The 20,492-nt window shown below is 58.0% G+C and carries 20 protein-coding genes and 1 pseudogene; 6 read left to right on the top strand and 15 right to left on the bottom strand.

Annotated features, from left to right (window positions below):
• Positions 1-128 precede the first annotated feature (128 nt).
• The 10 genes from recC to DW58_RS21155 form a co-directional block, all read right to left on the bottom strand.
• The gene (gene recC / locus DW58_RS15015; protein WP_024549415.1) at positions 129-3,503 is read right to left on the bottom strand and encodes an exodeoxyribonuclease V subunit gamma; all 3,375 of its coding nucleotides are present in this window, start codon (positions 3,501-3,503) and stop codon (positions 129-131) included.
• 17 nt (positions 3,504-3,520) lie between these two features.
• A complete protein-coding gene (locus DW58_RS15010; protein WP_024549414.1) occupies positions 3,521-3,853 on the bottom strand; it encodes a prepilin-type N-terminal cleavage/methylation domain-containing protein in 333 nt (110 codons plus the stop codon).
• Positions 3,838-4,257, bottom strand: coding sequence for a DUF2509 family protein (locus DW58_RS15005; protein ID WP_024549413.1), 420 nt, complete (start codon positions 4,255-4,257; stop codon positions 3,838-3,840). The genes DW58_RS15010 and DW58_RS15005 overlap by 16 nt, the downstream gene beginning before the upstream one ends.
• Positions 4,254-4,814 (bottom strand): prepilin peptidase-dependent protein, encoded by a 561-nt coding sequence (locus DW58_RS15000; RefSeq protein WP_024549412.1) that lies wholly within the window; start codon positions 4,812-4,814, stop codon positions 4,254-4,256. Before DW58_RS15000 ends, DW58_RS15005 begins: the two co-directional genes overlap by 4 nt.
• On the bottom strand, positions 4,805-5,278 hold the full coding sequence (locus tag DW58_RS14995; RefSeq protein ID WP_024549411.1) for a prepilin peptidase-dependent protein: 474 nt from the start codon (positions 5,276-5,278) through the stop codon (positions 4,805-4,807). The genes DW58_RS15000 and DW58_RS14995 overlap by 10 nt, the downstream gene beginning before the upstream one ends.
• 185 nt (positions 5,279-5,463) lie before the next feature.
• The gene (gene thyA, locus DW58_RS14990) at positions 5,464-6,258 is read right to left on the bottom strand and encodes a thymidylate synthase (RefSeq protein WP_024549410.1); all 795 of its coding nucleotides are present in this window, start codon (positions 6,256-6,258) and stop codon (positions 5,464-5,466) included.
• Between the two features lie 6 nt (positions 6,259-6,264).
• Complete coding sequence (gene lgt, locus DW58_RS14985) at positions 6,265-7,140, bottom strand: prolipoprotein diacylglyceryl transferase (protein WP_024549409.1); 876 nt, start codon at positions 7,138-7,140, stop codon at positions 6,265-6,267.
• Positions 7,141-7,387: 247 nt separating this feature from the next.
• Positions 7,388-9,634: a phosphoenolpyruvate--protein phosphotransferase gene (gene ptsP / locus DW58_RS14980; protein ID WP_024549408.1), complete on the bottom strand. Its 2,247-nt coding sequence runs from the start codon at positions 9,632-9,634 to the stop codon at positions 7,388-7,390.
• An 11-nt stretch (positions 9,635-9,645) separates the two neighbouring features.
• Positions 9,646-10,176, bottom strand: coding sequence for an RNA pyrophosphohydrolase (rppH, locus tag DW58_RS14975; protein ID WP_024549407.1), 531 nt, complete (start codon positions 10,174-10,176; stop codon positions 9,646-9,648).
• 292 nt (positions 10,177-10,468) lie between these two features.
• Positions 10,469-10,672, bottom strand: coding sequence for a hypothetical protein (locus tag DW58_RS21155; RefSeq protein WP_024549406.1), 204 nt, complete (start codon positions 10,670-10,672; stop codon positions 10,469-10,471).
• On the opposite strand from DW58_RS21155, the pseudogene DW58_RS21595 reads away from it, so the two are divergent.
• The 5 genes and pseudogenes from DW58_RS21595 to DW58_RS14950 form a co-directional block, all read left to right on the top strand.
• Positions 10,654-10,716, top strand: a pseudogene (locus DW58_RS21595) (hypothetical protein); the annotation flags it as partial. The gene DW58_RS21155 and the pseudogene DW58_RS21595 overlap by 19 nt on opposite strands.
• Before the next feature lie 144 nt (positions 10,717-10,860).
• Complete coding sequence (mutH, locus tag DW58_RS14965) at positions 10,861-11,547, top strand: DNA mismatch repair endonuclease MutH (protein ID WP_024549405.1); 687 nt, start codon at positions 10,861-10,863, stop codon at positions 11,545-11,547.
• A gap of 86 nt (positions 11,548-11,633) precedes the next feature.
• Complete coding sequence (locus tag DW58_RS14960) at positions 11,634-12,347, top strand: TerC family protein (protein WP_024549404.1); 714 nt, start codon at positions 11,634-11,636, stop codon at positions 12,345-12,347.
• A 177-nt stretch (positions 12,348-12,524) separates the two neighbouring features.
• Positions 12,525-12,743 carry a YgdI/YgdR family lipoprotein gene (locus DW58_RS14955; RefSeq protein WP_024549403.1) on the top strand — a complete coding sequence of 73 codons (219 nt, stop codon included), beginning with the start codon at positions 12,525-12,527 and terminating at the stop codon, positions 12,741-12,743.
• Between the two features lie 172 nt (positions 12,744-12,915).
• The gene (locus DW58_RS14950) at positions 12,916-13,956 is read left to right on the top strand and encodes an NADP(H)-dependent aldo-keto reductase (RefSeq protein ID WP_024549402.1); all 1,041 of its coding nucleotides are present in this window, start codon (positions 12,916-12,918) and stop codon (positions 13,954-13,956) included.
• A gap of 54 nt (positions 13,957-14,010) precedes the next feature.
• On the opposite strand, the gene lplT is transcribed toward DW58_RS14950, so the two are convergent.
• Together lplT and aas are read right to left on the bottom strand one after the other, a co-directional pair.
• Positions 14,011-15,201 (bottom strand): lysophospholipid transporter LplT, encoded by a 1,191-nt coding sequence (gene lplT, locus DW58_RS14945; protein ID WP_024549401.1) that lies wholly within the window; start codon positions 15,199-15,201, stop codon positions 14,011-14,013.
• Entirely contained in the window at positions 15,194-17,353 is a 2,160-nt protein-coding gene (aas, locus tag DW58_RS14940; protein WP_024549400.1) for a bifunctional acyl-ACP--phospholipid O-acyltransferase/long-chain-fatty-acid--ACP ligase, read from the bottom strand. Before aas ends, lplT begins: the two co-directional genes overlap by 8 nt.
• Before the next feature lie 488 nt (positions 17,354-17,841).
• On the opposite strand from aas, the gene galR reads away from it, so the two are divergent.
• Positions 17,842-18,849: an HTH-type transcriptional regulator GalR gene (gene galR, locus DW58_RS14935; RefSeq protein WP_029696472.1), complete on the top strand. Its 1,008-nt coding sequence runs from the start codon at positions 17,842-17,844 to the stop codon at positions 18,847-18,849.
• On the opposite strand, the gene DW58_RS14930 is transcribed toward galR, so the two are convergent.
• The 3 genes from DW58_RS14930 to DW58_RS14920 all read right to left on the bottom strand — a co-directional run bounded on the left by DW58_RS14930 (position 18,846) and on the right by DW58_RS14920 (position 20,484).
• Positions 18,846-19,295 carry a GNAT family N-acetyltransferase gene (locus tag DW58_RS14930; protein ID WP_029696471.1) on the bottom strand — a complete coding sequence of 150 codons (450 nt, stop codon included), beginning with the start codon at positions 19,293-19,295 and terminating at the stop codon, positions 18,846-18,848. The two genes, galR and DW58_RS14930, sit on opposite strands and share 4 nt — an antisense overlap.
• Positions 19,292-20,065, bottom strand: coding sequence for a GntR family transcriptional regulator (locus DW58_RS14925; protein WP_024549399.1), 774 nt, complete (start codon positions 20,063-20,065; stop codon positions 19,292-19,294). The genes DW58_RS14930 and DW58_RS14925 overlap by 4 nt, the downstream gene beginning before the upstream one ends.
• A 101-nt stretch (positions 20,066-20,166) precedes the next feature.
• Positions 20,167-20,484, bottom strand: coding sequence for a PTS sugar transporter subunit IIB (locus DW58_RS14920; RefSeq protein ID WP_024549398.1), 318 nt, complete (start codon positions 20,482-20,484; stop codon positions 20,167-20,169).
• Positions 20,485-20,492 lie beyond the last annotated feature (8 nt).

Raw genomic sequence — 20,492 nt, 5'->3', positions numbered from 1 at the left:
CAACATGATACTTCAGCTATTCATCATCATTTATCGCCTGCGCCTGTTTACGGCACGGGTCGTTTTACTGCACTGACTCATTCACTGGCCGCTTTGAGGCCTGGCGGGTGGGACAGGTGGCATAACGGTTAATCGGGCTGGTTAAACCGGAACAGGGGCAGCAGATAGCGTTGCGCCTGTTCAATAATCGCCGCGTGGTACTCTGGCACCATACCGCGCCACAGACGCTGATACCAAATATCACTGCCTTCACCCTCGACGATCTGATTGCCTTCAAAAGCCTGGAGCAGCTTATTGTTGGCCTTCTGCTGCGTTTCTTCATCCCACAGGATGGTATCCGAGGCCGCGTCATAGCAGGCCTCAAGCCAGGCGCCACCGCTCTTCGGCAACAGTATGAGTGGCGCGGTCATTCCATGCTGATAGCCTTCCACCAGTGCTTTCAGATAGTGCTCCGCCTGCGCCTGTTCAAGGGTCGGGAAGTGCCACTGGGTATCTTTACGACCGTAAAGCCGGCTCTCCCCCTGATGCCCCATTGCGCAATAGACCAGATGTTCGAGCCAAAGTTGCAATCCATCGCGCACACCCGGTACTGAAGGCCGCCAGCGAAGCAGACCATCTGGCTGAACATGCATCAGCCATCCCGTTAGCCGCACGCCATCCAGCGTAAGGTCAATTTCCAGGCTCTGGCTTTCAGCCCGGCCGGCAAGCACCTTATCGGCCAGCGCCTGCATCTCCGCAAGCTGCGCTTCCCAGAAGATTTCCCCAAAGGCGCCGTAGGGCAGCTCACCCGCGGCGCGGTAGCGTTTGAAAAGCGGTTCGGGGTCGCCCGCCTCTACCAGGGTATTCAACAGCTGCTGATTCAGCTGGTAGCGGCTCAGGCTATCGAGCGTGAAAGGCTCCGCATCAGGCAGCCCGGGCTCCTCAAGCCGGAAGTTGACCCCGAGACGCATCTGGAAAAATGCCCGTACCGGATGGCGCCAGAAGCGCTGAAGCTGATCGAAACTGATTTCTTCTTCAATACGTGCCGGGAGCGTTTTGATGAATGCCTCATGAGGCACACCTTCCTCACAGGCGGCTGGCAGCCACTCCCGGGCATAGCTCTGACGCTCATGGCCCGGCAGAAAATTCGCCGCGTCGAAAGGCGTGCGGGTATGCACCTGCACCAGATGCTCTTTTACGCGTCGCGCGCTCTCATCGCAGTTAAGCGCTTCGTCACCAGCCAGATAGTGACTCTGCCCGATATAGTCGAGTAGCTCCTGGACCAATACCGAAGGGAAACGCTCGCTGTTATCCTGGATGTCGCGGCCGATATAGCTGATATAGAGCTTGCGCTGCGCTGAAATCAGCGCCTCGAGAAACAGATAACGGTCATCATCGCGACGGCTGCGATCGCCGCGGACCGGTTTCTGGCTCATCAGATCAAAGCCCAGCGGAGCAAGGGTTCGCGGATATACCCCATCGTTCATCCCGAGCAGGCAAACTACCTTGAAAGGAATTGAGCGCATCGGCATCAGCGTGCAGAAATTTACCGGCCCGGCAAGGAAGCGCTGGCTGATTCGCTCCTGATCGAGCCGTTGCCCCAGTTCATCGCGCAGCAGCGTTAACGGCACGTCGCTCTGATACTGTGACTCGACGCCCTGTTCGATCATGGCCTGCCACTGTTGTTCAATCAGTGCCAGCGCGGCTTCGGTTTCCGGATCCGGCTGGAAGAATGTGTCAAGCATATCGCGGCATACCGGTAGCCATTCCGCCAGCGGCCGGGACTGAGCCAGCCCTTTGCGCCAGAGATTGAGCTGCATCAGCAAGTCGGCCAGGTGCCCCACCAGCGATGCGATAAGGCCGCTCGACTCATCGTAAGGCAGCACGTCGCGCCACTCGCCGACGCTGCTCTCCATCGCGTAGCCCAGCAGCATACGAGTGAGACCGAATTGCCAGGTATGCTGACCGGTAGCAGGCAGTGAGAAATCACGTACGTTGTCATCGTCCATTCCCCAGCGCACGCCCGACTCGTGTACCCACAACCGCAGGTAGCGAAGCCCCTCTTCATCAATATTGAAGCGAGCGGCAAGCGAAGGCACCTCCAACAGCGCCAGCACATCCTCTGACACAAAGCGGCTGTCGGGCAGCGACAGCAGCGTAAGGAATGCCTGCACGGCGGGGTGAGCCTCGCGCGCACGGCGATCTGAGATAGCAAAAGGAAGCCATCGATCCGGGCTGGCGCTGCCGAATACCGCCTGAATGTAGGGGCTGTAGCTGTCAATGTCCGCCACCATCACGATAATGTCGCGCGGCGTAAGATCGGGATCGTCTTCCAGCATCGCTAACAGACGATCGTGCAGGATCTCAACTTCACGCTGCGGGCTATGGCAGATATGAAAGGTTACGCTCCGATCGTCAAAGGCAAGCTGACGTTTTTGATCGCTGGTTTCATAGGTTTCTAACGTACTGCCTTCGATTGCGGCATTGTGCAATTCAAGCAGATCGTAATGCAGATTTTGCAGCAGCGTGCCGGCGTTGACGTCGACGAAAACGTCAAACTCTTCAAAGCGCTCCAGCCCGGAGAGCAGGAACGTATAGTCGCGCCCCAGTTTTCCCCACGAGGCCAGCAGCGGATTACCCACGTCCTGCTCGCCATCCTCATTGAACAGGGAGGGCGCAGCGTCGTTATCTTTAAACAGCGCCCGGCTTTCTGATTGCGCCGTGCGCTGACGACGCCGACTTTGCAAACGGGCGAGAAACGTCGGATCTTTTATATCGCCCCAGTAGTAACGACACGGGTTGGTAAAAAGCAGATGCACGTCGATATGCCTGCCTAACGCTTCAAGCGCCTGCAGGTAGACCGGCGGCAGCGCGGAGATCCCACAAATAAACACCCGTGAAGGCAGGCCTGCGGGACGGGATTCCGCCTTTTCGAGGGTGCTGATAAAACGTTGATACAGATTCGCACGATGCCAGCCCGACTGTCCGAGCGACGCGGTGTGCTCCACTAGCGCTTTCCACAGCGGGGCCTGCCAGAGCTGGGCATCATCCAGACCGTCTGCGAGTTCGCCTTTCTCCCAACGGCTGAGCCATTCGGGACGGTAGACTAAGTACTGGTCAAAAAGATCCGCAATGCGCGAGGCCAGCTGGAACAGTTTACGGTCATCATCATCCTCCTCCAGATAGTGGCCCAGCATCGCAAACTCGGGCCGGGAGAGCATCTGCGGCAGAATACTCATCAGCTTCCAGCTCATGCTCTGCTTGGTGAAGGCGCTCTCTTTTGGAATGCCTTCCAGTACGCTGACGAACATCTCCCAGATGAAACGCGCCGGGAGTGGAAAATCGATGTTAGCCGCTACGCCAAAGCGGCGCGCAAGGGTCATCTGAAGCCACTGGGCCATGCCGGTGCTCTGTACCAGTACCACTTCTGGTTCAAAGGGATCGTCAAGCCGCTGGCGTTCAACAATGAACTCCATGATCTCTTCCAGAACATCCAGGCGGTTTGAGTGATAAACCCGTAACATGCGTGCTCCTGACAACCCTACTGAGAAACTTCATTTATCTGACAGTGACGACGCATCACCTGCCCTTGCCGGCCCAGGGGGCTGGTTACCGTAACGGTGATGCTGACACATCCATCCGCGGATGTCTGCATCCGGCTTGCCTGCCAGCCCGGCGGTAACGGTGGCGCTATCAGATCGGCCTGGCTACTGGCGATACGCCAGAGCTGACGATACTGCCATTGCGCGGCAAAACCCTGCGTCAGAACACGGTAATAGCCCATCAACGAGGTGCTAATCACCACAATCAGCACCATCGCTACCATGACTTCAATAAGGCTAAAACCCGCCTGTGATTTCAGGGAAGCGTACATTTGCCGACCTCCCTGAAAGGGCAAAAATCACTCCAGCCATTAGAACTGGCGCTAACGCTACCGTTTTCAAGGATTGCGGCCTGCCAGAGCGTAATCGCATTGCCTTCTGCCCCGCTTTGCCCGACCAGCATCACGCGATGTTTGTCTGTCCGGCGGAGACATGCGCGGCCAGGACCATTTTCAGCGGCTCGACACTGCCATTGATCATCAGGCTGCCAGCGTTGATACGTTGCCCATGCCAGCGCGGCTTCCGCCTGTGCAAAAGCCCTGATGGCATGACTTTCGCTGGCCACCGCAAATCCGTGTGCGCTCAACTGTCGCTGCAAGCTCCCGAGCATGAGCGTGCCGGGAAGCAGCAGCATCATCGCCATGCCGATAGTTGAAAAGCCCGTTGCGCGGTTCATGGCAGGTTATAACCGGTGACCTGATGCATGACCGTTCGCGGCGTTTCACCGTAGCGTGCTGATACACCCTCAAGCGCAATGACGAACCGCGGCGCATACCCTTTTAGCGGACGCTGGCTAACCTCGAAACGCGTTACCGTAAACAGCGCGGGTTCACTGATCTTCTCCCAACCGTTACCGTTACAGGATGCAGTACCGCGTGCAATTTCGAGCGCTCCCTCGAGCAGCCGAAAGCCCGTCTGCTCCGGCTCGGCTGAGCTGGTATCCCAGGAGCCGTTGTTATTCGCATCCCAGCGGGAAATGACGCACTGCCCATCCCTGCTTAAAACCAGCCCGTCACCGCGACAGTTTCCGGCGCAATACCCCGCCCGCTGCAGATGTTTCCCCACCAGCAACGCCAGCTGCCAGAGGTCTTCCTGCACAGCAACATCCTGTGTCTGACGCAGCACGGCCAGTTGAAGGGCGGGAAGTAGCTTAACCGTGCTCAACATCAGGGTACTGCCAATCGCCACAGAGATAAGAACTTCCGGCAAAGAGAAACCATGCGTCAGTGACATGTTGTCTCTCCCGGCGTTTCGACAATACGAATCCGCCCCCACACCGAGGTCAGCACCTGCCACTCGCCGGCAGAGTTGCAAATACGAATATGGCCAGGCCAGGCGGAGTTTCGCAGACCAAAGAACGCGAGTCCTTCCGTTATTTCCACCAGGCGGATTTCGCGCCATTGCGGCATAAACTCCGTGGCGCTCCCACTGCCGCATCCCTGACTCCCGGCAGCGTCACTCGTCAGACACCATCTTTCGCCATCCCGTTTTACCCGGACCTGGCGTTCGCGGTTATGCCAGTTCGCATCGTTTCGCAGCAGCGTCAGATAGCTGCGCAGCTGGTGCACGGTTTGTATTAAGCGCTGTTGCGCCTGCCACCCCTGCCAGACGGTGAACCCGCCTGCGCTGAGGATAAGCACGATTGCCATCGCTACCATCATTTCCACCAGGCTAAAGCCCTGCTGTTTTCTGTTCATGGGCCGCAGTCTGACAGAAACATCCAACGCTTCCAGACAGAAAACCCTATTCTGGAAAGCGCCTCGGAGGAAATTTACCCCATTACATATCGGTTCAAAAAAGCTGGAAGCAAGTCCGAAGAATGACAAACAGGCATAAAAAAACCGGCGCATTGCTGGCGCCGGTTGTGCAAGGATAGGCTTCGTCAGATAGCGACGGGCGCTTTTATACCCGGGTGCGGGTCGTAGCCTTCGATTTCGAAATCGTCGAAACGGTATTCGAACAGCGAGGCAGGCTTACGCTTGATGATTAACTTCGGCAGCGGGCGGGGTTCACGGCTCAGTTGCAGGTGCGTCTGCTCCATGTGGTTGCTGTACAGGTGGGTATCACCCCCGGTCCAGACGAAATCACCCACTTCAAGGTCGCACTGCTGCGCCATCATGTGCACCAGAAGCGCGTAGCTGGCGATGTTAAACGGCAATCCCAGGAACACGTCGCAGGAGCGCTGGTACAGCTGACAGGACAGCTTTCCATCCGCTACGTAGAACTGGAAGAAAGCGTGGCAAGGCGCCAGCGCCATTTTATCCAGTTCGCCTACGTTCCACGCAGAGACAATGATCCGGCGCGAGTCGGGATCGTTTTTGAGCTGGTGAAGCACGTTGGACAGCTGATCGATATAGCGGCCATCCGGCGCGGCCCAGGAGCGCCACTGCTTGCCGTAAACCGGGCCAAGGTCGCCGTTTTCATCTGCCCATTCGTCCCAAATCGTGACGTTGTTTTCATGCAGATACGCCACGTTGGTGTCGCCATTGAGGAACCACAGCAGTTCATGAATGATGGAGCGCAAATGACAACGTTTAGTCGTTACCAGCGGGAACCCCTGCTGCAGATTAAAACGCATCTGGTGGCCGAATATAGAGAGCGTGCCGGTGCCGGTACGATCGTTTTTAGGCGTGCCCTCATCAAGCACTTTTTGCATCAGTTCAAGATACTGCTTCATGGATCCTCACGAAATTTGCTGCTGCGGGCGGCGACGGTACGCCCAGACCATCATTGCGATACCTGCCAGAATCATCGGGATGGAGAGGATTTGCCCCATGCTGATGTACTGCACCCACTCGCCGGTGAACTGCGCGTCGGGCTGGCGGAAAAATTCAACAATGATACGGAAAGCGCCGTAACCGATCAGGAACAGGCCAGAGACAGATCCCATCGGGCGCGGCTTGCGAATGAAGAGGTTGAGGATGATAAACAGCACAATACCCTCAAGCACCATCTCATACAGCTGGGAGGCGTGGCGCGGCAGAACACCGTAAGTGTTAAACAGCGTTTGCCATTCCGGATGCGTAGCCAACAGTGCGGCGTCTTCGCTGCGCGAGCCGGGGAACAGCATCGCCAGCGAAAAGTTGGGATCGACACGTCCCCAGAGCTCACCGTTAATAAAGTTGCCCAGACGACCTGCGCCCAGACCAAACGGAATCAGCGGCGCGATAAAATCAGCGACCTGGAAAAAGTGACGTTTTGTACGTTTGGCAAAGACCATCATGACAATGATCACGCCGATAAGCCCGCCGTGGAAGGACATGCCGCCGTCCCAGACGCGGAACAGATACAGCGGATTCTCCAGGAAAAGCGGCAGGTTATAAAACAGCACATAACCAATACGTCCGCCCAAAAAGACGCCAAGGAATCCCGCGTACAGCAGGTTTTCGACTTCGTTCTTTGTCCAGCCGCTGCCGGGGCGATTCGCACGGCGTACCGCAAGCCACATGGCAAAAACAAAACCAACCAGGTACATAAGGCCGTACCAGTGAAGCGAGAGCGGACCGATAGAGAAAATTACCGGATCAAACTCAGGAAAATGCAGATAGCCACTATTCATCTGTCACCACGATTCGTTGTTATACCGCTGAAGTGGACAGCGGGTGATAAGCATGCCCGCGTTGCGGACGCCATAAGGGGGCGAATCATAACATAAACGTAACCGCCGCGGGTGCTGGCGACTTTTAAAAGATGTGTAATAAACGCGACCAACACCCTGTCTGGAAAAAGGGTAATGCACACGGTTTGCGTTGTATCAGAAGCGTAAGGGACGCGTTGTTTGTTGCCATTATCCCGGTGCGCCGGAATTAACGACCGCCGCGGATGAGGCCGCCCATCCCACGTCGCTCCATAAACGCCGCGACCTGATGGCGCACTTCGGTGGCCAGCTGCGCCTCAAGGCTGCGGCGGGCCAGCGTCCGGGCATCCTCAAGATCGATATGGCGCAGCAGATACTTAACGCGCGCTACCGAGCGTCCGTTCATCGACAAGTGGCGATAGCCCATGCCCACCAGCAGCGCAACGCACATCGGATCGCCGGCCATTTCGCCACACAGGCAAAGCGAGATCCCGGCCCGTTCGGCTTCCTGTGCGATGTGCGAGAGTACGCGCAGCATGGCGGGGTGCAGGTTGTCATAGAGGTTGGCTACCCGCGTATTGTTGCGGTCTACCGCCAGCAGATACTGGGTCAAGTCGTTAGTACCGACCGAGATAAAATCGACCCGGCGCGCCAGATTCGGCAACATGAAGACCATGGACGGTACTTCAATCATCACGCCAATCGGCGGAGCGGGAATGGGGTAGCCGAGCATCTCTTCGACTTCACGTCCGGCGCGATCGATAAGCCGGCGCGCTTCGTCGATTTCATCGATGCTTGAGATCATCGGTAACAAAATGCTCAGGTTGCCGGTGGCCGCGTTGGCGCGCAGCATGGCGCGCACCTGCACCAGGAAGATCTCCGGCTGGTCGAGCGTAATACGAATACCGCGCCACCCGAGGCAGGGGTTTTCTTCGCTGATGGGCATATAGGGCAGCTGCTTATCCGCCCCGACATCGAGCGTACGCAGCGTCACCGGCTTATCATTGAACATCTGAAGCATGCCCTGGTACTGCGCGACCTGCTCCTCTTCGGAAGGGAAGCCGCTTTGCAGCATAAAGGGAATTTCGGTGCGGTAGAGGCCGATCCCATCAATGCGGCTGCCAAGCTTTTGCTCATGCTCCGGGCTTAAGCCGGCGTTTAACATCACCTGCACCCGTTCGCCGCTTTTTAGCTCGGCAGGCTGCTCAACGTCATCTTCGGCAATTCGGCTTAACTCATTTTCCTGAGTGATAAGCCGCTGGTACTCCTGCAGCAGCAGTGGCTCGGGATCGACCAGTATCTCGCCGCGGTATCCGTCCACCACCAGGGTACGCTGATGGAGAACAGAAGGCTGAATATCGGCGCCCATTACCGTCGGGATGCCGAGCGCCCGCACCATGATCGCGGCGTGAGAGTTGGACGCACCGTCGCGAACGACTACCCCGACCAGACGATCCTGGGGCAGCTCGGCGAGGGTGGTGGCAGAGAGTTCATCTGCCACCAGCACGAAACGTTCCGGCCAAGTATTTGGCCCCTGAATGGTATCATCGAGATGGAACAGCAGCCGCTGCCCGAGCGCGCGCAGGTCGCCGGCCCGCTCTTTGAGATAGCCATCGGTAAGCGCGGCAAACTGCTCGGCAAATTTCTCGACGACTTTCTTTACTGCCCACTCGGCTACCGAACCTTTATCGACTTCGTCGAACAGCTCCCGGCGCAGCCGCGCATCGGATAACAGGTGCGAGTAGAGATCGAATATCGCTGCCGTCTCTTTCTGTGCCCCCGCGGCAAAGCGTTTGCTATAGCGGCGGAACTCGGCGGCGGCTTCTTCAAGCGCGGCGGTCAGGCGTTCACGTTCAAGGCCGGTATCGAGCGTTGACGCCGCGGAGACCTGCTCCATAAGCGGCAGCGTGGAATCCATCCACCCCTGCGCCACTGCCACGCCGGGAGACGCCGCCAGGGCGCGAATACGCGTGTGACGGTACTGACCAAACAGCGCGGTAAGTTGGGACTGCGAGAGAATCGCGGCCATCTGCGTGGCAAGGGTAACGAGGAAGGACTCTTCGCTTTCGTCGTACTGACGCAGCTCACGCTGCTGAACCACTAGCACGCCCAGCAGCTGGCGCCGCTGGATGATAGGTACGCCGAGGAACGCGCGAAAACGCTCTTCTTTTACCGAGGGGATGAACTTGAAGCTGGGGTGTTTTTGGGCATCCGCCAGGTTAATGGGTTCAGCGAGTCGGCCCACAAGGCCAACGATGCCTTCATCAAAGGCGAGAGCGATAGTGCGACCGCGCGGCTTCTTAAGGCCGCGGGTCGCCATCAGGTAGTAACAGCGCCGATCGTGATCCGCGAGATAAACCGAGCATACCTCGGTATCCATAGCGAGGCAGATATCGGTTACCAGAATGTTCAGCGCCTCATTGAGGCGCGGCGCACTGGCAACCTTTTCAACTATTTCTCGCAGGCGGGTGAGCATGATTACGCGGCTTAACCTCTTTTCCGTCGATAAGCAGGAGGCGCACTGCGTTGCGGTGCCGTCTCCTGCAAAGCCATCACTACACTGGCGAACTCTTTCATCACCCGACGATATACATCGCGTTTGAACGATACAACCTGACGCACCGGATACCAGTAACTGACCCAGCGCCAGCCGTCGAACTCCGGCGTGCTGCTGGCCTGCATGTTGATATCCGCATCGTTACTCATTAACTGCAGAAGAAACCATTTTTGCTTCTGGCCGATACATACCGGCTTTGTGTCCCAACGCACCAAACGTTTTGGTAATTTGTAACGTAACCAGTTTCGGGTGGAAGCCAGTATGCGGACATCTTTTCTCTGCAAACCGACTTCTTCGAAAAGCTCCCGATACATTGCCTGCTCTGCCGACTCACCGGGGTTGATTCCCCCCTGCGGGAACTGCCAGGAGTGCTGACCAAAACGTCTGGCCCACATCACCTGTCCCTGACGATTACAGATTACGATACCAACATTCGGGCGGTAGCCATCATCGTCGATCACGGGACTACCTCAAATAAACCTGGATATTAATGATTGTTTCATACTCCTTTGTGACGGTAAACCACTCTCTTACAGCCCCGTTATCCGAATAACATTTAAATAACTCACAAAAAACAACAGAGTTATGAACAGACACCGGGAACCGCATCCGGTTTTATTCACTTTTTCTGTGGATATCACTGTGAAGAAGTGGATGATTACCGGAGGACAAGTAAGAAAGCTCCTGGTAATCCTGTTTGCCGCCAAAAATTATTCTTACCTTAATTCATTAGGTTAATCGATATAAACGGCCTTAAGCAGCCATAAACGTGACGATCGTCACACTGCGGATCCGGGTGATGATGAAAGATCGACCAGCGGCGTATTTATCCACAGAGAATGCCACTTTCCTGGCCATCAATTGGGTAAAATTTGCATTTTCACCCGCCGTCAAGGCTGTGGATCGAACCAGTAGTGGCAAGTTTTCCCAGTTATCCCATTTTTCTGTGGATAACATGGTGTAAGATCCTGTTCATTGTCAGTGACCAGTTTTGGAAAACCCCCGCTTGTGTACGCTGCGAGTAAAATTATACTAAAAAAAAGTGCGTTAAATCATGAGATTGCCATAGGATTTACCGCAGGTAATGATGTTTTCCACATGTCACTCTAACGCTGTTCATTTTTTCGCCACAGGTCAGAAACGCTATGCACACCTTCCAGCCTCTGCAACATCCCCCTGAAAACGAAGCGGAACTTCTGCTGCAGGCCCGGCGTCTGGCCGGCCTGACGCTGGGTGAACTGGCGCTTCTGGCGGGTCTGACGCCGCCTGCCGATCTTAAACGGGATAAGGGCTGGATCGGGATGCTGCTCGAACGCTGGCTGGGTGCCAGCGCAGGCAGCAAACCCGAGCAGGACTTCGCCGCGCTGGGCATTGAACTCAAAACCATTCCCATCGACAGCCTCGGGCGGCCGCTGGAGACCACGTTTGTGTGCGTGGCGCCGCTGACCGGGAATACCGGGGTCATCTGGGAAACCAGCCACGTGCGGCACAAGCTCCAGCGCGTGCTGTGGGTGCCGGTGGAGGGCGAGCGAGCCATTCCCCTTGCGGAGCGGCGCGTGGGCAGTCCGCTGCTGTGGAGCCCGGATCCGCACGAGGACGAACAGCTGCGCCGCGACTGGGAGGAGCTGATGGATCTGATTGTGCTGGGTCAGGTGGAGCGCATTACCGCACGGCACGGGGAGGTGCTGCAGCTGCGGCCAAAGGCGGCCAACAGCAAAGCGCTCACCGAGGCAGTTGGCGCCCAGGGTCAGCCGATCCTTACGCTGCCGCGTGGTTTTTACCTTAAAAAGAACTTCACCGCCGCCCTGCTGGCGCGCCACTTCATCACCTGAACCCCGCCCCGACGGGCGCAATAAGTTTTGTATGCACCCGCGCCCACGGCATATAATTGTCGTTTTCTTTTCTGGCAGGACTTATTTTGATGTTTGCATGGATAACGGATCCCAACGCATGGCTCGCGCTCGGCACGCTGACGCTGCTCGAGATCGTGCTTGGGATCGATAATATTATTTTCCTTTCTCTGGTCGTGGCGAAGCTGCCCAGGCACCAACAGGCGAAGGCCCGCAGGCTGGGTCTGGCAGGGGCGATGATCATGCGCCTGTCGCTGCTGGCGTCTATTGCCTGGGTGATCCGTCTGACCAATCCGCTGTTTACCGTACTGGGCCAGGCGATCTCCGCTCGCGATCTCATTCTGTTGCTCGGGGGGCTGTTCCTGATCTGGAAAGCCTGTAAAGAGATCCATGAAACGATCGAGGGCGAAGAAGAGGGGCTGAAAACCAACGTTCACTCCTTTTTCGGCGCCATCTTCCAGATCATGCTGCTTGATATCATCTTTAGTCTGGACTCGGTGATTACCGCTGTCGGCCTGTCCGATCACCTGTTTATTATGATGGCCGCCGTGGTAATTGCCGTTGGGGTGATGATGTTCGCCGCCCGACCAATCGGTGAATTTGTTGAACGCCATCCGTCGGTTAAAATGCTGGCGCTGTCGTTCCTCATCCTGGTTGGCTTCACCCTGATGCTTGAGAGCTTCGACGTGCATGTGCCTAAGGGCTACATCTATTTCGCGATGTTCTTCTCCATCGCAGTAGAAACCCTTAACCTGCTGCGCAGTAAGAAAAATCCGCTCTGATTCCTGCTGCAATGCACCTTCCCTTCCCCGCTTCGGGGAGGGGAAAATCGCCCCTTTCGCGGCTTTCACGGGCAAAGCCCGACTTTTTTTAAGATTTCCCTCCTTTACCTCACCCATACTTAACAGTTATTACTACACTCTATAATTATTTATCCGAACCATAAGAGGCGTATAACGATGAAAAAATGGGCTGTAGCAATTTCCGCTGTCGGTTTGGCATTTGCTGTTTCCGGCTGTAGCAGTGACTATGTGATGGCAACCAAAGATGGCCGTATGATCCTGACCGAAGGCAAACCGCAGGTCGATGACGACACAGGCCTTGTGAGCTACCGCGATCCGCAGGGTAATGAGATGCAGATTAACCGCGACGACGTGTCGCAGATTATCGAACGATGACAGCGTAAGGTCAGCCCGCCGCTGGCCTTTTGACTTTTATTGCCCTGCCCTCTTCCCCTTTACCGCCCCCTCTGCCATGTTTATATCCCCTCGTCATGCGTAGCGTGAACCGAGGATGACGCATGTCGTCAGGAGATCCTGACGCTGACAGACCGATAACAGGAAGCTGGCTATGCACTATCACCGTATCCCCCACAGTTCACTTGAAATAAGTCAGCTCGGGCTGGGCACAATGACGTTTGGTGAACAGAACAGCGAAGCCGATGCCCATGCGCAGCTTGATTACGCCGTCAGTCAGGGCATTAACCTGATCGACGTAGCTGAGATGTACCCTGTGCCGCCGCGCCCTGAAACGCAGGGGCTGACCGAAACCTATGTCGGCAACTGGCTGGCCCAACGCGGCAACCGTGAAAAATTAATTATCGCCTCCAAGGTAAGCGGCCCTTCCCGCAATAACGACAACGCGATTCGCCCCAACCAGGCGCTCGATCGCAAGAACATCCGCGAGGCGCTGGACGCCAGCCTGAAGCGTCTGCAAACCGACTACCTCGATCTCTATCAGGTTCACTGGCCGCAGCGCCCGACCAACTGCTTCGGCAAGCTGGGCTATACCTGGACCGACGCCGCGCCGCCGGTCACGCTGCTGGAAACCCTCGAAGCCCTGGCCGAGTGCCAGCGCGCCGGGAAGATCCGCTATATCGGCGTCTCGAACGAAACCCCGTTTGGCGTGATGCGTTATCTGCACCTGGCGGAGAAGCACGATCTACCGCGCATCGTCACCATCCAGAATCCGTACAGCCTGGTGAACCGCAGCTTTGAAGTGGGCCTTGCCGAGGTGAGCCAGTACGAAGGCGTTGAACTGCTGGCCTACTCCTGCCTGGCGTTTGGTGTGTTAACCGGGAAGTACCTGAACGGGGCGAAGCCGGCCGGTGCGCGCAATACGCTTTTCAGTCGTTTTACGCGCTACAGCGGTGAACAGACGCAGAAAGCGGTGGCGGCCTACGTGGACATCGCGAAACGTCACGGGCTGGACCCGGCCCAGATGGCGCTCGCGTTTGTACGCCAGCAGGCGTTTGTGGCCAGCACGCTGCTCGGTGCCACCACGCTTGAACAGCTGAAAACCAACGTGGAGAGCCTGAACGTGACGCTCAGCGGCGAGGTGCTGGCAGAGCTGGAAGCGGTGCATCAGGTTTATACCTACCCGGCCCCCTGAGCTACATTGCTCAACGGTGACCAAAAAAAGACCCGCTCAGGCGGGTCTTTTTTATTACTGCTTGCCGCGCCACAACCACAGCCCGCCGATCGCCAGCGCAAACAGCACGCCGAAGCCGACACCGATACCGACCACCGGCGCCCCCGCTTTTACCGCCAGCGAGTAGAGGCCCAGCATCAGCAGCATGGCGGTGTTTTCACCGAGATTTTGCACCGCGATGGCATTACCGGCGCCCACGGTATGCTTGCCGCGCTCCTGCAGCAGGGCGTTGAGCGGCACCACAAAGAAGCCGCCCAGCACGCCAATCAGGATAAGCAGCGCGTAGGCCGGGAGCAGCGCCTGCTGCACCGCGAAGATTGCGACGGCCACACCAATCAGCACGCCGGCAGGCATGCAGCGCGCCACGTTCTCCAGCGTGACCAGCTTCGCCGCGGCACCGGCACCGATGACGATACCGATAGCGACCATCGCGTTCAGGTAGGTCGGCGTGGCGTTATCGGTAATGCCCAACGCATGGGGCACCCACAGCACCAGCAGGAAGCGCAGCGTAACGCCTGCACCCCAGAACAGGCTGGTGCCCATCAGCGAGAAGCGGGTTTCATCGTTGCGCCACAGGGTCAGGCTGGCGCAAAAGAAGCTGCGCGTCATCGGACCGAACCGCCAGGACTGACCGGGACGTGCCGCGACCAGCGTCGGAATAAACAGGTTGGCGACCACCGCCGCCGCATACATCACGGCGCACAGCCCCAGCGCCAGCAGCAGGTTAAGATCCGCCAGAATGCCGCCCGCCACCGAACCCAGCAGGATCGCCGCAATGGTGGAGGACTCCATCAGGCCGTTGGCCTTCACCAGCTTATCGCCGGAGGTCAGTTCGCCAAGAATACCGTACTTCGCCGGGGAGTAAGCCGCCGCGCCAATGCCCACCAGGGTATAGCCGATGAAGGGATTCACTCCGATGCAGATTGACGCCGCGCCCAGCAGCTTGAGGCTGTTGGCAAACATCATCACTCGCCCTTTGGCGAAGCTGTCGGCAATCTGCCCCACGAACGGGGCAAACAGAATATAGGCGCCGACAAACACCATCTGCAGCACCGGCTGGCTCCAGTCAGGATAAAACTGCGCTTTCAGCACCGCGAGGGTGACAAACAGCAGCGCGTTATCACCAAAGGCGGATAAAAACTGGGCGGCGATAACCGCAATCATGCCCCGGGACCAGATGGACGAGCCGTGTACGGCGTTATTCATGAGTGGAATCTGCCTGTTTAACCATGGTTTTAAGGGTGACGAAATCCGGTTTACCGCTGCCCAACAGCGGCAGCTGTTTGATATAGCGGATATCGCGCGGCACGGCCAGCTCTGGTACGCCGCTGCTGCGGGCCTGACGCTGGAGCACGTCGCGCTTCAGGTCAGGATCGGTGGTGTAAAGCACCAGCGCCTCTCCTTTAGCCTCGTCGCTTTTGATGACCGTGGCATGAAGCTTATCGGGTGACACCGCCAGCGCCAGCTGCTCCACCATCTCCAGCGACACCATTTCGCCGGCGATTTTGGCAAAGCGCTTCGCGCGCCCCTGAATGGCAACAAAGCCCTGGTCGTCAATGGTCACGATATCGCCGGTGTCATACCAGCCCGCTTCCGACACGCCCTGGGCGTTTTCCGCGGCGGGCGCTTCCAGCACGCCGGGATTTTCCACCCGCAGGTAGCCTTTCATAATGTTCGGCCCTTTCAACTGGAGGCGACCGCCCTGCTCAATGCCCGGCACGGCCAGCAGGCGCGCGTCCATCGCCGGAAGAATGCGGCCCACGGTGTGCGGTTTAGCGGCCATCGGCACGTTAATCGACACTACCGGCGCGCATTCGGTCACGCCGTAGCCCTCGAGGATGCGCAGACCAAACTTGTCCTGCCATAGCGTGCGCGTGCTCTCCTGAAGCTTCTCGGCCCCGGCAACCACATAGCGCAAGCGGTAGAAGTCATACGGATGGGCGAAGCGGGCGTAGTGGCCGAGGAAGGTGGAGGTCCCGAACAGCACGGTGCAGTTCCGGTCGTACACCAGTTCCGGCACGATGCGGTAATGCAGCGGGCTTGGGTAGAGGAACACTTCCGCCCCGGTGAACAGCGGCGTGAACAGGCCCACGGTCAGGCCAAAGGAGTGGAACAGCGGCAGGGCCGACATAAACCGGTCGTTGGCGGTGAAATCCGCGATGGTGCGTATCTGCTCCACGTTCGCCAGCAGGCTTTTGTGGCTGTGCACCACGCCCTTCGGGTTGCCTTCGGAGCCAGAGGTAAACAGCACGATAGCCGCATCTTCCGGTTGCTGCTCAACCTGCGCCAGATGCGGCATCAGCAGGTGGCTGAAAATCCACAGCTTATCCTTCAGCGTCACCTCGGACTTCAGATCCTCCAGAAACACCCAGCGCACCTGGTCAATCTGCTCCACCAGCGGCCAGAGCTTGCCTTTATCGAGGAACTGACGCGAGGTGAACACGGTTTTGATTTGCGCGGCGGTAATGGCGCTGGTCATGCCTTTAACGCCTGCGGTGTAGTTCATCATCGCCGGAATGCGGGCGCGGGAAACCGCCCCGAAAATCACCGCCGGGGTGATGGCGGCGTTGGGCAGCATCAGACCAATGGTTTCACCCTGCTGGCTGTACTTTTCGAGGATACGCCCCACAAACAGCGTTTTGAGCAGCAGCCCGCGGTAGCTGTCGGGTTTGAAGCTGATGTCCTGCACGCAGGGCTTGCGCTCGCCGTAGCGATACTGGGCAGAGAGCAGCGCCTCGAACAGGGTTTCGCGCGGGCGCACCGCCATTCGGGCTTCCATCATGATCTGGTGCAGCATCTCGCCGGCAATCTTGCGGCGATCCCGCGCCCGCGGCGCATCCGGCATCGGCAGCGAGGTCGGCGGCAGGATATGCAGCGTGATTTTCGGGAACAGGCGGCGTTTAACCAGCCCCTTGAGACGGCTAAAGAAGGTCAGCTCCGCGCCGTCAATGCGCACCGGCACCACCGTGGCGTCGGCTTTTGCGGCGACAAACCCGGCCCCTTCGTAGATTTTCATCAGCGAGCCGCTCACCGAGATGCGGCCCTCAGGGAAAATCACGACCGGGCGGCCCTGGTTCACCAGCCGCACCAGATGCTTGATGGACATCGGTCGGGTGGGATCGAGCGGGACGACATCAATGAAGCTCCTGACCCAGCGCATGTACCACTGCTGGCTTATCGAGGTGTAGACCGCAAATACCGGGCGCACCGGCAGGAACAGGGCCAGCAGGACGCCATCAATAAACGAAACGTGGTTCGGCGTGATGATGACGCGCTGCTCGCGCAGCGCCTGGGCATCACCCAGCACCTCGACGCGAAACAGTACGCGGAACAGTGAACGGAAAAGACCTGTCAGCATAGCAACTCCCTGTGTGGCTCCCCTGTCAGATGGGGACGAAATCCAGGCAGTGTATATGAGTTAAAAGCGAGGGGCGACCCTAAAAAAAGGCGAAAAAAAACCTGCGCATCCGCGCAGGTTGGTGCAAAGCAATGTACGTGAAGTACAGGAATTCTCACCAATCAATACCTCTGGGATCTTGATTGTGTCTGGATCACCTGCCCCTCGCCACCCAAAAAACGCAAAGGAATGCGCCTAAGTGCAACCAGGTGTGAAAATAATGAGTAACTGTTACAAGTTCTCGGAAAACTAAGGAAAAAATGCGCTTTCGCTTAAGAATTTGCGCTAAGCGTGAGGCGATTCGCATTCACCGGCTACAGGATTGCCTGAATCTGCACGGTGATTTTCATCGCGCTTTGCGACACCCGCCACCGTGCTGCCCTTGAACTACCCCTGCTTTTCCGCAACACTATTCTTAGTGTAACCGTTTACCCAACAGGAAGAGTGATATGGCGACAATAAAGGATGTAGCCCGACTCGCAGGCGTGTCGGTCGCCACGGTATCCCGCGTTATCAACGACTCTCCAAAAGCCAGCGACGCTTCACGCCAGGCGGTGCAGAGCGCCATGGAGCAGCTCAACTACCATCCCAACGCTAACGCCCGCGCGCTGGCGCAGCAGAACACCGAGACGGTCGGTATTGTGGTCGGTGATGTCTCCGACCCGTTTTTTGGGGCGATGGTGAAAGCCGTGGAGCAGGTTGCCTATCGCACCGGTAACTTCCTGCTTATCGGCAACGGTTACCACAACGAGCAAAAAGAGCGCCAGGCCATTGAGCAGCTGATCCGCCACCGCTGCGCCGCGCTGGTGGTGCACGCCAAAATGCTCTCGGACGACGAGCTGATCGGTTTGATGAAGCAGATCCCCGGCATGGTGCTGATCAACCGCATCGTAGCGGGTTATGAGAAGCGCTGCGTGGCGCTGGACGATCGCTACGGCGCCTGGCTTGCGACCCGGCATTTAATCTCCCAGGGTCACACCCGCATCGGTTACCTCTGTTCTAACCACCCGATTTCCGATGCCGACGACCGGCTGCGCGGCTATTACGACGCGCTCAAAGAGCACGGCCTGCCCTGCAACGACCGGCTGGTGAGCTACGGTGAACCGGACGAGAGCGGTGGAGAGCACGCCATGACCGAACTGCTGGGCCGCGGGCGCCACTTCACCGCCGTCGCCAGCTATAACGATTCGATGGCGGCGGGCGCGTTAGGGGTATTGAACGACAACGGTATCGACGTGCCGAACGACATCTCGATTATCGGCTTTGATGATGTGCTTATCTCCCGCTACGTGCGCCCACGGCTTACCACGGTGCGCTACCCTATCGTGACGATGGCGACCCAGGCGGCGGAGCTGGCGATGTCGCTGGCAGAGAACCGGCCCGCGCCGGAGGTGACCCACCTGTTCAGCCCGACGCTGGTGCGTCGGCACTCGGTAAGCGGGCCGGCTGAAGATTAAAGCGTGTAGCGGTAAAGATTGACGCGGGTATCGGGGTAGTCGATGCCCTCGCCAATGTACTCCCAGCCAAAGCGTTCGTAGTAATCCCGGAACGCCGCATAGAGATGCAGGTGGCTGAAGCCCTGCTGGCGCGCGTACGCAATGACGTGCTGCTGTAGCGCCTGGCCGATGCCCTCCCCGCGCCGTCCTTCCTCCACGTAGAGTGCCGCAAGCCAGGGAAAGAGATCCTGACGGCTTATCAGATCACAGCGCCACAGGCCCACGGTGCCCAGCAGCGTCTCGCCCTCGGTGGCGATGAACGTCAGCGGCAGCGCGTCCGGCTGCTGGCTGTGTTCCACCACCGAGGCGAAAAACGCCCGGTTCAGGCCGGTGCCAAACGCGGCCCATATCCGGTCAATCACGCGGTCGGCGTGCTGAGGTGCCTGCCACAGCGGCTGGATAATCACAGTACTTTGCCCTGAAAGATGGGGACCGATTCAAACAGATAGCCGTCAAAGTCCGGCGCATCGGCATCGGACAGCTCAAGCAGGCTGTTTTTCACGTTTTCCAGGTGCTGCCACATCGCCTGCCACGAGCCCATCACATCCCGACGGCGCAGCGCGGCGAGAATCGTTTGCTGATCGCTCAGCCATTTGAGGCGATGCGCGCGGCTTTCGATGTGCACGCTGAGCTTTTGCCACAGCGGGCTGCTGTCCATGTGGTGCCAGATGCTCTCCACGGTAGCCAGCAGCATCTGGTTCTGTGAGGCGCCGGCCAGCACCAGGTGGAACATCTTCTGGTTGTCCTGGCTGGTGTCATTGATGGCGATAGCGCGCTGCTCCTGTTCGAGGATGCGCTTCAGATTGTCGATATCGGCTTTGGTCGCCATTTTGGCAGCAAAGGCCGCAATGTTGCTCTCCAGTAGCTGACGCGCCTGGAGCATTTCGAATGGCCCGATGTCGCTACTGAGAAAGCGATCCTCTTCGACATCGCGCTCCTCGGGAATGCGCATCACGTATACGCCGGAACCCTGACGGATATCTACCGTCCCCTGTAGCTCCAGCATCAGCAGCGCTTCACGCACGATGGTACGGCTGACGCCGTAGGTCTCTGCGATGTTGCGCTCGGGCGGCAGTCGCGATCCCACCGGGTAGTGGCCCGCGATAATTTGCGATCTGAGATCGTCGCCGATTTCCTGGTACTGTTTTTTTTCGGGCGGGACTACAGCCTTATCCACGATATCACCTGTGCTCGGAAAAGAGATCTACCCGCCAGGCCTTGCGCTGCCGGGTAGTGAACCACGACGAACCGGGGCGATACCCGGCGCGTCGTGGGCCGCTAGCTTACCAAACTCAGTGCCTGATCGAGAACTTTCGCGCCGTTTAACGTGCCGTACGCCACCGTATCGATCACCGCAATCGGGATCCCATGCTCATCGGTCAGCTTCTTGTTTTCCGCCAGCTTGAAGCGTACCTGCGGCCCCAGCAGCACCGCCTGGATGTCAGCGGCGTAGCTCTCCAGCTCATCGCGCAGGTTCTGCTCGGGAATGGCGTAGATTTTCAGTTCCAGCCCGCGATCGGCGGCGCTTTTCTCCATTTTTGTCACCACCAGCGAGGTGGACATGCCCGCGGAACAACACAGGATAATGCGTTTCATCGGCGCTC

Origin of the sequence: Siccibacter turicensis LMG 23730 (assembly GCF_000463155.2) — a bacterium.
Taxonomy (GTDB): Bacteria; Pseudomonadota; Gammaproteobacteria; order Enterobacterales; family Enterobacteriaceae; genus Siccibacter; species Siccibacter turicensis.
Note: the sequence above shows the minus strand (reverse complement) of the source record. Positions and strands in the feature narration are given on the sequence as shown.

Excerpts from the sequence above, each read along its gene's own strand:
- recC (WP_024549415.1), bottom strand. The coding sequence starts at position 3,503 with ATGTTACGGGTTTATCACTCAAACCGCCTGGATGTTCTGGAAGAGATC.
- DW58_RS14920 (WP_024549398.1), bottom strand. The coding sequence starts at position 20,484 with ATGAAACGCATTATCCTGTGTTGTTCCGCGGGCATGTCCACCTCGCTG.
- DW58_RS14950 (WP_024549402.1), top strand. The coding sequence starts at position 12,916 with ATGCACTATCACCGTATCCCCCACAGTTCACTTGAAATAAGTCAGCTC.
- mutH (WP_024549405.1), top strand. The coding sequence starts at position 10,861 with ATGCACACCTTCCAGCCTCTGCAACATCCCCCTGAAAACGAAGCGGAA.
- DW58_RS14955 (WP_024549403.1), top strand. The coding sequence starts at position 12,525 with ATGAAAAAATGGGCTGTAGCAATTTCCGCTGTCGGTTTGGCATTTGCT.
- lplT (WP_024549401.1), bottom strand. The coding sequence starts at position 15,201 with ATGAATAACGCCGTACACGGCTCGTCCATCTGGTCCCGGGGCATGATT.
- galR (WP_029696472.1), top strand. The coding sequence starts at position 17,842 with ATGGCGACAATAAAGGATGTAGCCCGACTCGCAGGCGTGTCGGTCGCC.
- lgt (WP_024549409.1), bottom strand. The coding sequence starts at position 7,140 with ATGAATAGTGGCTATCTGCATTTTCCTGAGTTTGATCCGGTAATTTTC.
- DW58_RS21155 (WP_024549406.1), bottom strand. The coding sequence starts at position 10,672 with ATGTTATCCACAGAAAAATGGGATAACTGGGAAAACTTGCCACTACTG.
- ptsP (WP_024549408.1), bottom strand. The coding sequence starts at position 9,634 with ATGCTCACCCGCCTGCGAGAAATAGTTGAAAAGGTTGCCAGTGCGCCG.
- DW58_RS15005 (WP_024549413.1), bottom strand. The coding sequence starts at position 4,257 with ATGAACCGCGCAACGGGCTTTTCAACTATCGGCATGGCGATGATGCTG.
- thyA (WP_024549410.1), bottom strand. The coding sequence starts at position 6,258 with ATGAAGCAGTATCTTGAACTGATGCAAAAAGTGCTTGATGAGGGCACG.
- aas (WP_024549400.1), bottom strand. The coding sequence starts at position 17,353 with ATGCTGACAGGTCTTTTCCGTTCACTGTTCCGCGTACTGTTTCGCGTC.
- DW58_RS14995 (WP_024549411.1), bottom strand. The coding sequence starts at position 5,278 with ATGAACAGAAAACAGCAGGGCTTTAGCCTGGTGGAAATGATGGTAGCG.
- DW58_RS15000 (WP_024549412.1), bottom strand. The coding sequence starts at position 4,814 with ATGTCACTGACGCATGGTTTCTCTTTGCCGGAAGTTCTTATCTCTGTG.
- DW58_RS15010 (WP_024549414.1), bottom strand. The coding sequence starts at position 3,853 with ATGTACGCTTCCCTGAAATCACAGGCGGGTTTTAGCCTTATTGAAGTC.